General features: G+C 61.3%; 9 protein-coding genes and 2 tRNA genes. 2 read left to right on the top strand and 9 right to left on the bottom strand.

Annotated elements, in window-relative coordinates:
• Positions 1-65: 65 nt before the first annotated feature.
• The 8 genes from nadA to purL all read right to left on the bottom strand — a co-directional run bounded on the left by nadA (position 66) and on the right by purL (position 10,216).
• Positions 66-1,094, bottom strand: a complete 1,029-nt coding sequence (nadA, locus tag FHJ80_RS07265) for a quinolinate synthase NadA (protein WP_139526355.1) — start codon at positions 1,092-1,094, stop codon at positions 66-68.
• Between the two features lie 288 nt (positions 1,095-1,382).
• Positions 1,383-1,458: transfer RNA gene (locus FHJ80_RS07260), tRNA-Lys, on the bottom strand.
• A 108-nt stretch (positions 1,459-1,566) separates the two neighbouring features.
• Positions 1,567-1,642, bottom strand: a tRNA-Lys gene (locus FHJ80_RS07255).
• Positions 1,643-1,760: 118 nt separating this feature from the next.
• Positions 1,761-2,636 (bottom strand): 23S rRNA pseudouridine(2605) synthase RluB, encoded by an 876-nt coding sequence (rluB, locus tag FHJ80_RS07250; protein ID WP_139526354.1) that lies wholly within the window; start codon positions 2,634-2,636, stop codon positions 1,761-1,763.
• Complete coding sequence (scpB, locus tag FHJ80_RS07245) at positions 2,623-3,423, bottom strand: SMC-Scp complex subunit ScpB (RefSeq protein WP_139526353.1); 801 nt, start codon at positions 3,421-3,423, stop codon at positions 2,623-2,625. Before scpB ends, rluB begins: the two co-directional genes overlap by 14 nt.
• Entirely contained in the window at positions 3,420-4,385 is a 966-nt protein-coding gene (locus tag FHJ80_RS07240) for a ScpA family protein (RefSeq protein WP_139526352.1), read from the bottom strand. Before FHJ80_RS07240 ends, scpB begins: the two co-directional genes overlap by 4 nt.
• Before the next feature lie 66 nt (positions 4,386-4,451).
• Positions 4,452-6,260 (bottom strand): DEAD/DEAH box helicase, encoded by a 1,809-nt coding sequence (locus tag FHJ80_RS07235; protein ID WP_139526351.1) that lies wholly within the window; start codon positions 6,258-6,260, stop codon positions 4,452-4,454.
• Between the two features lie 29 nt (positions 6,261-6,289).
• On the bottom strand, positions 6,290-10,216 hold the full coding sequence (gene purL / locus FHJ80_RS07230; protein WP_139526350.1) for a phosphoribosylformylglycinamidine synthase: 3,927 nt from the start codon (positions 10,214-10,216) through the stop codon (positions 6,290-6,292).
• Between the two features lie 165 nt (positions 10,217-10,381).
• Between purL and mltF the strand changes: the two genes are divergently transcribed.
• Positions 10,382-11,848 (top strand): membrane-bound lytic murein transglycosylase MltF, encoded by a 1,467-nt coding sequence (gene mltF / locus FHJ80_RS07225; protein ID WP_139526349.1) that lies wholly within the window; start codon positions 10,382-10,384, stop codon positions 11,846-11,848.
• A gap of 5 nt (positions 11,849-11,853) precedes the next feature.
• Here mltF and tadA read toward each other — a convergent pair whose 3' ends face one another.
• The gene (gene tadA / locus FHJ80_RS07220) at positions 11,854-12,306 is read right to left on the bottom strand and encodes a tRNA adenosine(34) deaminase TadA (RefSeq protein WP_218013975.1); all 453 of its coding nucleotides are present in this window, start codon (positions 12,304-12,306) and stop codon (positions 11,854-11,856) included.
• 111 nt (positions 12,307-12,417) lie between these two features.
• Between tadA and FHJ80_RS07215 the strand changes: the two genes are divergently transcribed.
• Complete coding sequence (locus tag FHJ80_RS07215) at positions 12,418-13,239, top strand: acyl-CoA thioesterase II (protein WP_139526347.1); 822 nt, start codon at positions 12,418-12,420, stop codon at positions 13,237-13,239.
• Positions 13,240-13,441: the final 202 nt, after the last annotated feature.

Raw genomic sequence — 13,441 nt, 5'->3', positions numbered from 1 at the left:
ACATGCCAAACGCCCGAGCATAGCGTTCGGGCGTTTGGCTGACGATAGGGAGGTCGTGCGGTGGCTTAAGCGTTGAAATTCAGCATACGCTCGAGGGGCTTTAGCGCCTGCTGACGTAGCGCGTCGTCGACGAAAATTTCGCCGCTGCCTTCACGCAGCGCGCCCGCCAAATTATCCAGTGCGTTCATCGCCATCCACGGACAGTGGGCACAGCTGCGGCAGGTCGCGCCGTTCCCAGCAGTGGGCGCTTCAAAGAGCGTTTTGTCAGGCACCGCCTGCTGCATTTTGAAGAAAATGCCGCGATCGGTCGCTACGATCAGTTGCTCGTTGGGCAGGGTTTTCGCCGCCTTGATCAGTTGCGAGGTGGAACCCGCCACATCGGCCAGCTTGACGACGGCCTCCGGCGATTCCGGATGCACGAGCACGGCGGCGTCGGGGTAGAGGCGCTTTAGATCCTCGATACCTTTCGCCTTGAACTCCTCGTGCACGATGCAGGCACCGTCCCACATCAGCATGTCGGCACCGGTTTTCTTCTGAATGTAGCTTCCCAGGTGCTTGTCCGGCGCCCAGAGAATCTTTTCGCCCTTTGCCTGCAAATGCTCGATGACGTCGACGGCAATCGACGAGGTCACGACCCAATCGGCACGCGCCTTCACCGCCGCCGAGGTGTTGGCATACACCACCACCGTGCGGTCAGGATGAGCATCGCAAAACGCGCTGAAATCTTCGATGGGGCAACCGACATCCAGGGAACATGTCGCTTCCAGCGTCGGCATCAGCACCCGTTTTTCGGGGGAGAGGATCTTGGCCGTCTCGCCCATGAAGCGCACCCCGGCGACCACCAGCGTGGTGGCATCGTGACGAGCGCCAAAGCGGGCCATTTCAAGGGAATCAGCTACGCAGCCACCGGTCTCTTCGGCCAACTGCTGAATGGCGTCGTCGGTATAGTAATGCGCCACGAGCACGGCGTTGTTCGCCTTGAGTAACTGCTTGATCTCAGCGACTCGCGCTTCGTCTTCCGCTGGAATTCGGGTAGGGCAGTACGGGCTTGGCAGCGGCGCGTCTAGCGCCGCTTGAGAGGTCATCATAGTCATCGTGTCTACCACTGTGACGAACAGGGAATCCCCCTGTTAAACACCAGTCACGGCGTATGCACTCCGCATGCGCCGCACTCAGGGCAGCGGCCGCTGCGTCTCTCGCGGTGGCACGCTGCCAACCTGACTGCTGAGAGTCAGGACAATAACGTCGTTGTTATGACATTCGTTGTTATGACATTGTGGTGGACAACCCTTCGTTGCTGCAAGCACAACGTCACTTCGCCATGCACCACGATGCACATAGCAAAACGCCCCTGGCAGCAAGCTACCAAGGGCGTCGGAATTTGGTGGGTCGTGTAGGATTCGAACCTACGACCAATTGATTAAAAGTCAACTGCTCTACCAACTGAGCTAACGACCCAAATTTGCTGCGTCAGGACTATCGCCAGTATCCATGAAGGACGCATCGACTGGCATTAAAAACAACGCATTAAATCGAAGACGGTTTGATGCAATTGTTTGGTTCGTATGGTGGGTCGTGTAGGATTCGAACCTACGACCAATTGATTAAAAGTCAACTGCTCTACCAACTGAGCTAACGACCCGTCCGAACGGATGCATATAGTACGGATATGGCTTTTGAATAGCAAGCCCTTTTTTATCTTTCGTCTATAATCCGCTCCCTGCGGCGTTGTAAGCGCCAACGCCGCAGAGGTCACTTACTTAGCCGCGCTTGGGCTTTGGCTTACGCATCGCCTGCACCGGACGGCGCTTGTGCTTGTCGCGGCTCCAGCGATTCTTCTCATCTGGCGTCAGCTCAGGCACTTTACGGGTTTCCAAGTTGGCAAGCGTCGCCAAGTCGTCCACCTCGTCTTGAGAGAGTTCGACCCACTCACCGGCTTTCGCCCGCTTGTCGAGGAAGATGTTGCCGTAGCGAACGCGCTTCAAGCGGCTAACGGTGAGTCCCTGGGACTCCCACAAACGGCGCACCTCGCGATTACGCCCTTCCAAGATCACCACGTGGAACCAAGTATTGATGCCTTCCCCACCGAACTCCTGCACGTCGGTGAAGCGCGCCGGGCCATCTTCCAGCATGACGCCGTCGACCATGGCGACGATATGCTCACGCTTGACGTCGCCCATGACCCGCACGGCGTACTCACGCTCCACCTGAGTAGACGGGTGCATCAAGCGGTTGGCCAATTCACCGTCGGTGGTGAACAGCAACAAGCCGCTGGTGTTGATGTCCAAGCGGCCAATCGCAATCCAGCGCTCGCCTTTCAGGCGCGGTAGGCGCTCAAAGACCGTGCGGCGGCCTTCCGGGTCTTTACGAGTGCACAGCTCACCTTCCGGTTTGTTGTACATGATCACCCGGCGCGGCACGTCCTCTTCCGGGCGCAGCGTCACAGGGCGATCATCGAAACTGACCTTGTCCCGGGCCTCCACCCGGTCACCCAGTTTGGCGACCTGGCTATTCACCTTCACCCGGCCGTCGGCAATGGCGGTTTCCATTTCACGGCGGGAGCCAAGGCCCGCACGGGCGAGGACTTTCTGCAGCTTTTCGCTGGTGGGGGGCGTGGTGTTGTTACTCTGACTCATGGTCGTCTGACCTCACATCGTTGGTCTGCGTGCTAGCGTCTTCGTGTTGACGCTTTGCACGTGCCGCTAGCCGTGCCTCTAAATCGGCAAAACTAAGCGGCTGGGTTAACGCCGTCTCGGCGTGGTGATCGGCACTCGCTGCCGACGTGTTCTCATCTTGCTGGGGTGGCGCATCCTGCACGCTTTCCGTCGTTTCGTCCAGTGGTGGGGGCGGGTTTTGTTCACCCGACGCCTCTTCGACGGCGCGCTCTTCGTGATCGTCGCCGTTGACCAGCGTATGCATGGGCGGCAGCGCATCCAGGGTTTTCAAACCGAAGTCATCCAGAAAACTGCGCGTGGTGGCATAGACTGCGGGGCGACCCGGCACGTCCCGGTGGCCTACCACACGTATCCAGCCGCGCTCCATCAATGTACGAATGATCGAGCTGCTGACGCTCACGCCCCGCACGTCTTCGATATCGCCACGAGTCACCGGCTGGCGGTAAGCGATCAGCGCAAGGGTTTCCAGCAACGCTCGCGAATAGCGCTGGGGCCGCTCGTCCCACAGCCGCGAGACCCAGTGAGCCAAGCGTGGACGAATACGTAGCTGAAAGCCCGAGGCAGTCTCGACCAGTTCCAGCGCGCCATTCTCGTGGCGCAGCGCCAGCCGCGACAGCGCTTCCCTCAGCGCTTTTCGGGTGGGGCACTCCTCTTCTAAAAAGAGCGTTTCCAGGCGCTCGACCGGCAGCGGCTCCCCCGCCGCTAGCAGCGCCGCTTCAATGATGTCATCTAACGTGGTGTCTCTCACCGCGACTCCTCGTCAGGTTCAAACGCAGACTCTTCGAATGTCGAGGCGGCATCGCCCTGCTCCTCTTCCAAACGCTCGAATGCACCCTCTTCCTCATCGGCCAGCGCCGCTTGGCGGGCGCGCACGTGAATGGGCGACAGCGGTGCGTTTTGAACGATCTCGATCATGGCCTCTTTGGCGAGCTCCAGAAGCGCCATGAAGGTGACGACCACCCCGGCCCGCCCCTCATCTAAAGTAAATAGCGCCTCGAAAGGCGTATAACGGCCGCTCTCTCCATCCTGGCTGAGCTGTTCCATGATTTTCAGCATTCGCTCGCGGGTGGAGAGCACTTCCCGGCTGATCTGGTGGGCCTGAGCCAGCTCGGCGTGTTTGAGAATATCGGACAGCGCCTCTAGCAGCTCGTCCAGCTCGACATCGGGATGGATTACCCGCGTTTCCAGCGGCGGCAACCCCGCCTGCACGCTGAACCAGTCTCGGCCGACGCGTGGCAGGGTATCCAGTGCTTCGGCGGCCTCTTTTAGACGCTCGTACTCCTGTAAGCGGCGAATCAACTCGGCACGGGGGTCCTCCTCTTCCTCGCCCTCCGCTTTAGGCGGGCGCGGTAGCAGCGTCCGGGATTTGATCTCCGCCAGCATGGCTGCCATCAGCAGGTACTCTCCCGCCAGCTCGATCTCCATGGCTTTCATCAACTCCACGTACTCGATGTACTGATGGGTGATGGTCGCCACGTTGATGGTCAGAATATCCAGGTTCTGGCGCCGGATTAAATAGAGCAGCAGGTCCAGCGGCCCTTCAAAGGCTTCCAGAAAGACCCGCAGCGCCTCAGGAGGAATATAGAGATCCTCCGGCAACTGCGTAATGGGCTCATCAAACAGGCGCCCAAGCGCCTCCACCACCGGCTCGGCAGTAGCTTCCGCCACGTCTTGGTCTTGCTCTGGCGCTGCGCTGGGCGTCTCGCTCACGCGGGTCGAATCCTTGATTGATGAGTTGAAAAAAGACAGTGTAACAGCGCGCTGTTAGCACGGCATCTAGCCCGCATCGGCGGCTTTACGATAGCGCCCTTGATAGTCGAACAGCTTGTCGCGGATTTGAAAGTGACGACCCACCTTTCGCCCCACCACGAAATCCGGGTGGCGCAATCGGCGCTGCTCGTTGACGACCTCATCAGGCGTCGTCGGTTGCCATTGGCCGCCCGGCGCCCGTAGGTGGGCACGTAAAAAAACGGCATAAAACGCGCGGCGCTGGGCCGGAGTTTCCAAGGCAAACCATTCACTCAGGCTGTCGCCATCTTCATCGTGGTAGGTGGCTTTCAGGCGCGGCAGGCCACGGCCATTGGTGGTCGCTTCCAACTGCATGCCGCTGACGCGCAGTACTTTGGCATCTTTTAGCTTCAGCGCATCCTTAAGCTTGTCATCGGCATCCACCAGCAGCTTCTCGCAGCCATGGCAGCGGCGGGCAGCGATATCGTTCTCGGCGCCGCACGTATCGCAGACCTTGAAGCGAAAGCGGAACGTACACTGGCAGCGCCGACCTGCGTCATCCTCCATCAGCCCCTGACAGCGGCGACCAAAGTGCTCGATCACCAGCTCGCCGTCGCGCTTTCCCCAAAACAGGTTCGCGTGACCACACTCCGGGCAGGGCACCTGCACCGGTTCGCTGTCGCCATCCGGCTTGGGTTCGCCTACTTCCGGGGCGTAGAGATCCCACGGGTTGCCCGCATAGTCGAGAATCAGGCACTCCTCTTTGCCTGGCGAGAGGCGCAACCCGCGACCCACGATCTGCTGATACAGGCTGACCGACTCGGTGGGCCGCAATATCGCAATCAGATCGACGTGGGGAGCATCGAAGCCGGTGGTCAGTACCGCCACGTTGACCAAATACTTCAACTGGCGCGCCTTGAAGGCCTCGATCAGCGAGGTGCGCTCGGTCGAGGCCGTGGCGCCGGTAATCAGCGCGGCCTGATCGGCGGGCAGATAGCCCATGATCTCTTCGGCATGGGCGACCGTGGCGGCGAAAATCATCACCCCCTGACGGTCGGCGGCGTACGCCACCACCTGGGCAATGATGCCCGGCGTGGCGCGGTGGCCCGCCACCACGCGGTTGAGCTCCTCCTCCCGAAACAGGCCGCTGGTCGAGGGCGCAAGCGCCGAGAAGTCGTACCCCTCAATGGCCATGTCCAGCCGCTTGGGCGCGGCCAAAAAGCCCTGCTTGACCATCAGCCGCAGCGGCTGCTCGAACACACAGTCGGCAAAAAAGCTCTCTTCCGAACCGCGCACCATGCCGTGGTGATGGCGATGGTAGATAAATCCTTGGCCTAGGCGAAACGGCGTCGCGGTTAGCCCTAAAATCTTCAGCTGTGGGTTTTGGCTCTGAAGATGTTCAATCACCTGCCGATAGCTGGAGTCCTCCTCCAGCGACACACGGTGGCACTCGTCGATCACCAGTAGCGTGAAGCTGGCGTCGTTGAACTGCCCCAGGTTGCGCACCACCGACTGCACCGAGCCAAACACCACTTGGCGGTTTGCCTCTTTGCGCTTTAACCCGGCACTGAAGATATCCGCTTTCAGTCCGTAGGCCTGATATTTCCCGTGGTTCTGCTCCACGAGCTCGCGCACATGAGCCAACACCAGTACCCGCCCACGGGCGAGCCTTGCCAGCTCGGCGATGACCAGTGACTTGCCGCTACCCGTGGGTAGTACCACCACGGCGGGGGCGCTGGTAGCGCGAAAGTGGGCGACCACCCGCTTCACCGCCTCTTTTTGATAGGGGCGCAGCGAAGGCGCTGCCGCGTTAGCCAAGAAAGGCGGCCCGGAGGCCGCCTTTTCAGAATGTGTCATCCATCACCTGTCGGGTTGGTCACATGACGTTAGCCTAGCCACACCCGCGCATTGCGGAACAGGCGCAGCCACGCACCATCGTCGGTCCACTCCGCCGGACGCCAGGAGTTGGTGACCGCACGAGTCACTCGCTCGGGGTGCGGCATCATGATGGTCACACGGCCATCTGGGGTGGTCAGGCCCGTGATACCCGACGGCGAGCCGTTGGGGTTGGCCGGGTAGCGCGTAGTGACTTGGCCGTAGTTATCGATATAGCGCAGGGCAATTTGGCTGCTCGACTGCATGCTGCGCAGGTGCGCCGTATCGCGGAACTCGGCGCGGCCTTCTCCGTGTGCCACGGCAATCGGCAGCTTGGAGCCTTCCATGCCCGCCAGCAAAATCGAGGGGCTCTTTTCTACCCGTACCATCGATACGCGCGCCTCGAACTGCTCAGACTCGTTACGCACGAAATCGGGCCAGCTTTCAGCCCCAGGAATCAGCGTCTTGAGCTGCGAAAGCATCTGGCAGCCGTTGCACACGCCCAGTGAGAAACTGTCGTCCCGAGTGAAGAAGGCCTCGAACTGCTCGCGGGCGCGCTCGTTGAACAGCACCGATTTCGCCCAGCCGCCGCCTGCGCCGAGTACATCGCCGTAGGAGAAACCGCCACAGGCCACTAAGCCTTTGAACTCCTCCAGCGAGACACGACCTTCGAGGATGTCGCTCATGTGCACATCCACCGCGTTAAAACCCGCTTTGTGGAAGGCCCAGGCCATCTCGACCTGACCGTTGACGCCCTGCTCGCGAAGCACGGCCACGGCGGGCTTGGTGGTGTTGATATACGGCGCGCTGATATCGTCGTTGATATCGAAGGTCGGTTCGGCGCTAAGCCCTGGATCGCGCACGTCGAGCAGGTTATCAAACTCGTTTTTCGCGCACTCGGGGTTATCCCGCAGCGCCTGCATGCGGTAGCTGGTTTCGGCCCAGGTACGCTGGGTTAGCTGACGCGTAGTCTCCAACAGCGGCTCTTCGAACAGCGTCACCCGCACTTGGTCGTCGTAGCGCGGGCGGGCAATCACCCCGCAGGTTTCGATACCCGCCATGGCGAACTGGGTCAGCACCTCTTCGGTGTGCTGGCGATTGACCTGAATCACCGCGCCCAGCTCTTCGGAGAACAGCGCGCTGAAGGCTTCCACCGGCTCATCGATCAGCCAGTCGAGCTTGATCTCGAGCCCGGCGTGCGCGGCAAAGGCCATCTCCAGCAGCGTCACCAGAAGGCCACCGTCGCTGCGGTCGTGATAAGCCAGCAGCTTGCCGTCGCGGTTCAGGCCCTGGATCACTTCGAAAAATGCTTTCAGATCTTCCGGGTCGTCCACATCGGGGCACTCGTCACCCACCTGCCCGTACACCTGCGCCAGCGCCGAGCCGCCGAGGCGGTTCTGGCCGTTCCCCAGGTCGATCAGAATCAGGTCGGACTCGTCCTGCTCCAGATTGATCTGCGGCGTCAGCGTCGCTAGCGCGTCGGTCACCGGTGCAAACCCGGTCACGACCAGCGACAGCGGCGAGGTAATGCTTTTCTCTTCGGCGTCGCCGCCCTCTTGCCACGCGGTGCGCATGGACATGGAGTCCTTGCCCACCGGCACGGCGATCCCGAGCGCGGGGCACAGCTCCATGCCAACGGCATGAACCGCGTCGTACAGCGCCTGGTTTTCACCGGGGTGATCGGCGGCACTCATCCAGTTGGCGGAAAGCTTGATATCCGAGAGTTTGGCAATTGGCGCAGCGGCGAGGTTAGTAATGGCTTCCGCCACCGCTAAACGCGCACTGGCGGCAGGGTTAATCAGCGCCACCGGCGGGCGCTCGCCCATGGCCATGGCTTCACCGGCGTGGGTATCGAAGCTCGCGGTGGTCACCGCCACATCGGCCACCGGCACCTGCCAGGGGCCGACCATCTGATCGCGGGCGACTTGACCAGTGATGGAACGGTCGCCGATGGTGATCAGGAAGCTTTTCGAAGCCACCGTAGGCAGGCGTAGTACCCGGTCCATCGCTTCGCGCAGGTCCAGGTTATCCAGCATCACGCCCGACAGCTCCGGCGTTTGGCGCTCGAACGAACGGGTCATTTTTGGCGGCTTGCCAAACAGCACGCTCATGGGCAGATCGACGGGTTTGGTCTCGAAGTGGCCGTCACGCACTTCCAGATGGTGCTCCGCCTGGGCTTCACCCACCACCGCGTAGGGGCAACGCTCGCGCTTGCACAGCGCGTCGAAGGTATCGAGATCCTCTGGAGCAACCGCCAGCACGTAGCGCTCCTGGGCTTCGTTGCACCAGATCTCTAGCGGGCTCATACCCGGCTCGGCGTTGGGCACCGCGCGCAGGTCGAACAGGCCGCCACGGTTACCGTCCTTGACCAGCTCCGGCAGGGCATTGGACAGCCCGCCCGCGCCCACGTCATGAATAAAGCGAATGGGGTTTTTCTCGCCCAGCGCCCAGCAGCGGTCGATGACCTCTTGGGCACGACGCTCGATTTCCGGGTTTTCCCGCTGCACAGAGGCAAAGTCCAGATCCGCGCTGGACTCACCGGACGCCATACTGGACGCCGCACCGCCGCCCAGACCGATCAACATCGCCGGGCCGCCCATCACGATCAGCTTGCCGCCCACCGGAATCTCGCCCTTCTGGACGTGCTGGGCACGAATGTTGCCGTAGCCACCGGCAATCATGATCGGCTTGTGGTAACCGCGACGCTCGATGCCTTCGGCACTGAGGGCATCCTGCTCATAGGTACGGAAGTAGCCGGCCAAATTGGGTCGGCCGAACTCGTTATTGAAGGCCGCACCGCCAATCGGGCCGTCCAGCATGATAGTGAGCGCCGACTGCATACGCTCGGGTTTGCCGTAATCGAAGGCCTCCCAGGGTTGCACGAACTCGGGGATACGCAGGTTGGAGACGGTAAAGCCCGCCAGGCCTGCTTTTGGCTTACCGCCGATACCGGTCGCGCCTTCATCACGAATCTCACCGCCAGAGCCGGTGGCCGCACCGGGGAAGGGGGCAATGGCCGTGGGGTGGTTGTGGGTCTCCACCTTCATAAGAATGTGGATGGGCTCTTGGTGGGCGTCGTAGCGGGCGCGCTCTCCCTCGGCCCCGGTAAGCGGCGTGGGGAAAAAGCGACCGCCATGGCTGCCTTTGATCACCGCCGCGTTATCGCTGTAGGCGGAGAGCACGTTGTCCGGCGACGTGGCGAACGTGTTCTTGATCATCTTGAACAACGAATGGCTCTGAGCTTCTCCGTCGATGATCCAATCCGCGTTGAAGATCTTGTGACGGCAGTGCTCCGAGTTCGCCTGGGCGAACATCATCAGTTCTACGTCGCTGGGGTTGCGGCCAAGCTCGATGAAGGCGGCTACCAGATAATCGACCTCATCGTCTGCCAACGCCAGTCCCAGCTCACGGTTGGCGACCACCAGTGCCTCGCGGCCGCCTTCCAAAATGTCGACGCTGCCCAGCGGCGCCGGCGCGTGGTGAGCGAACAGCTTGCTGGCATCGGCCGCGTCGGCCAGCACGTTTTCGGTCATCCGATCATGCAGCAGCGCGCTGATCGTTTCGAGCTGTTCGGCACTGGGGGTGCCGCGCAGGCCTATACGGTAATCGATGCCGCGCTCGATGCGGCTTATCTGGCTTAGCCCGCAGTTATGGGCGATGTCGGTTGCTTTAGAGGACCACGGTGACTGGGTACCCAGACGCGGCACGACCAAAAAACGCTGTGCGTCATCGGGGGTTGCCTGGCGCTCGCGACTGCCGTACGCCAGCAGTTCCGCCAACCGCTCCTGAGCAGCCTGATCGAGCTCGTCGTGGTGGTCGATGAAGTGGACGTAGTGGGCAGACAGTGCCTCCACCTCTGGAACACGGTCACGCAACACCGTTAACAGCCGTTCATGGCGGAAGGCGGAAAGGGCGGGTGCGCCTCGCAGTTCGAGCATATCTGGGAGCCTCTAAAGCAGGAAGAGTTCGAGCAGGAAATCACCGGGCCGCTGTGCGGCAATCCCGCTATGATACTGGAAAGCGGCGTTCACACGAAATCAACAAGGTGACAGCGTCTAACAGGCTGGGTATCGTGGCAGACTGTTCCATGTTGACAAGCCCCCATGCCGACATCGATTACCCAACACTTTCTTGCCTATTACCGGGCGTATTTCGCGATGATCGCGACGCTTTTACTATTTTTAGTGCCGCGCAGTGCATCCATGACGAGCGGTGAACATCTCGCGCAGATCCAAGCCAAAGAGTTCATCACGATCCACACTCGCAACACCCCCACCACCTATTATGAAGGCCGTCAGGGCCCTACCGGTTTCGAGTACGAGCTGATGCACCGCTTTGCGGACTACCTGGGGGTCAGTCTCAACCTGAACGCGAGCCACCATCCGGAGAGCGTGCTACCCGCCGTGCGCGAACAGGGCGACCTGGGCGCCGCCGCCCTGCCCTTGCTGGCGGACTCCCCAGGCATCCACTACACCCGCTCGATCATTCACATGCAGCCCTTGGTGGTGTACCGACGTGGGCTCAACGGTATCGACGAACCCGCCGACCTCGTTGGCTTGGAGCTAGGCACGCTGAGCGAAGCGGGCACCAGCCAAGCGCTACGCTCGCTGCAGCGCGACTACCCCAACCTGAGCTGGAAGGAGTCCCACGAGCTCGAAGTGGCCGAACTACTGGCCCGCGTCGAGCGCGGCACCCTGGATGCCGCGATCATTTTCGATCACCAGTTTCGTTTGAACCGGCTGTTTTTCCCTAACGTCGAGCGTGGTTTCTTTTTAGGCGAGCCGCTCTCGTTGGCGTGGGCCGTACCCAGCGGCCGGGGGCTAGGGCTGCTCGACGCCGCCAACCAGTTCCTGCAAGAGCTGCAGGAAAACGGCACGCTCGACGGGCTCGTGAGCCGCTATTTTGGTCACGATGACTACCTCGAATACGTCGGCACACGGACGTTTCTTGCCCATCTCGATGAGCGCTTACCGAGCTACACCGAGCTCTTCAAACAGGCTGCCCGGGACACGGGGTTCGATTGGAAACTGCTGGCTGCCGTGGGTTATCAAGAGTCGCACTGGGACCCAACCGCCGTCTCCCCCACCGGAGTACGTGGCCTCATGATGCTGACCAATCCCACCGCCAGCGAGATGGGCGTGGCCGACCGTACCGATGCTGCACAAAGCATCGACGGCGGCGCGCGCTACCTGCGCAGCATCAAAGATCGTCTGCCCGACAGCATTACGGGAGACGATCGACTCTATATGGCCATGGCGGCGTATAACGTGGGGCTTGGCCACCTTTACGATGCCCGTAAGATTGCCGAGATGCGTGGCGGCGATCCCGATCGCTGGCAGGACGTTCGCGCAGCGCTGCCGCTGCTGCAAGAGCGGGAGTGGCATAGCCAAACCCGCCACGGCTATGCGCGGGGCGGCGAGCCGGTGATCTACGTGCGCAACATCCGTCGCTACTACGAGATGATCGAGTACGTGGAGCGCAGCCGACAGCAATTCTTTCAGCTAGAGCAGGCCCCTGCTAGCGAAGAGCCGCTGCTGCTGTTCGATATCGTGCCACCCATCGGGCCATAGCCCGGCTAGCGTTTCTCGGCGAAGAACTGCTTGAGCAGCCGCTTGGCGGGCGCGGCCAACACGCCGCCCGTCACCACGATACGATGATTGAACCAGGGCTGCGCCAGCAGGTTGGCCTTCGACTCCACCATGCCGGTGCGCGGCTCAGGCGCGCCGTATACCAGCCGGGCGATACGCGCATGCACCATGGCGCCTGCACACATCATGCAGGGCTCTAGGGTCACGAACAGCGTGCAGCCCTCCAGGCGGTAGTTGCCCAGCTGCTGGCCCGCCTCACGCAGCGCGCGCACCTCAGCGTGGCCGCTAGGGTCGCAGCTCGCCAGCGGTGCATTATGGCCAGCGCCAATGATCTCCCCATGGGCATCCACCACCACCGCGCCCACCGGTACTTCCCCGGCGGCAAATGCCAGGTGCGCTTGGTCCATGGCGCGGTGCATGTAAAATTCATCGCTGCGTATCAAGGCAAACTCCGCTAAGGTAGCAAAACGATCGTTTTAATAGCGTGATGGCCGCACTGGGTGCGCTTGCAATCATCGGTGGGATCACAGACAGCAGCAAGGATACAGAGAATGAACGATGCGCTGAAGTCACTGGTTGACTTGTTAGAGCTTGAAACCCTAGAGGAGACGCTATTTCGCGGCCAGAGCCAGGATCTGGGCTTTCCTCAACTGTATGGGGGCCAAGTATTGGGCCAAGCGCTCGCCGCAGCGGCGCGCACGGTGCCGGACGAGCGCCGCCCACACTCCCAGCATGGCTATTTTTTGCGGCCCGGCGACCCCCACCGCCCGGTGGTGTATCAGGTCGATACCATCCGCGACGGCGGCAGCTTTACCACCCGTCGTGTGACGGCCATTCAAAAAGGTCGACCGATCTTCTTCTGCAGCGCTTCTTTCCAGAGTGCTGAAGAGAGCCTCCACCATCAGCGAGCCATGCCCCAGGTGCCTACACCGGAAGCACTCATCGAGAGTGGCGATGCCAAGCACGCGCGCTTCCCCGGCCACCCGATCGAATTTTTACACTTGAAGGACAATCCAGACAGCGCCTCACCGGCGGGCCAATGTCTTTGGTTCCGTTTTGCTGGCGGGCCGCTGCCGGACGACCCGGCGCTGCATCGTCACCTGCTCTCGTATGCCTCGGATTTCAATCTGCTCACCACCGGCCTGATTCCTCACGGCATCAAGTACACCGATCCGAAACTGCGCATCGCCAGTCTGGATCATGCCCTGTGGCTGCATGAAGATACGCGGCTGGATGAGTGGCTGCTCTACGCCATCGACTCCCCCTGGACAGGCGGCGCGCGGGGCTTGGCCCGCGGTCATATCTATCGCCGCGATGGGCGTTTGGTGGCATCGACGGCGCAAGAGGGGCTGGTACGCTATCCAACTTCGTGAACCACTGTCCCAAAAACGGCAACGCCCGCGATGAGCGGGCGTTGTAAAATACCGGTCAGCACAACCCTAGACGGGGGCGCTGTAAACCCATCCTTGGGCGCTACTTTCGCCATCTGACCGCCATGGATGGTGGAAATGCCGAAATTGCAGGGAGCATTTTTCGGCCATGGCGAAAGCCCCCCGTTACGGTCTGTCCTGACCT

The organism is Halomonas sp. BL6, from assembly GCF_006228115.1.
Classification (GTDB): Bacteria; Pseudomonadota; Gammaproteobacteria; order Pseudomonadales; family Halomonadaceae; genus Vreelandella; species Vreelandella piezotolerans.
Note: the sequence above shows the minus strand (reverse complement) of the source record. Positions and strands in the feature narration are given on the sequence as shown.

Coding starts and splice junctions, on each gene's coding strand:
- mltF (WP_139526349.1), top strand. CDS start 10,382: ATGCCGACATCGATTACCCAACACTTTCTTGCCTATTACCGGGCGTAT.
- rluB (WP_139526354.1), bottom strand. CDS start 2,636: ATGAGTCAGAGTAACAACACCACGCCCCCCACCAGCGAAAAGCTGCAG.
- FHJ80_RS07215 (WP_139526347.1), top strand. CDS start 12,418: ATGAACGATGCGCTGAAGTCACTGGTTGACTTGTTAGAGCTTGAAACC.
- FHJ80_RS07235 (WP_139526351.1), bottom strand. CDS start 6,260: ATGACACATTCTGAAAAGGCGGCCTCCGGGCCGCCTTTCTTGGCTAAC.
- nadA (WP_139526355.1), bottom strand. CDS start 1,094: ATGACTATGATGACCTCTCAAGCGGCGCTAGACGCGCCGCTGCCAAGC.
- purL (WP_139526350.1), bottom strand. CDS start 10,216: ATGCTCGAACTGCGAGGCGCACCCGCCCTTTCCGCCTTCCGCCATGAA.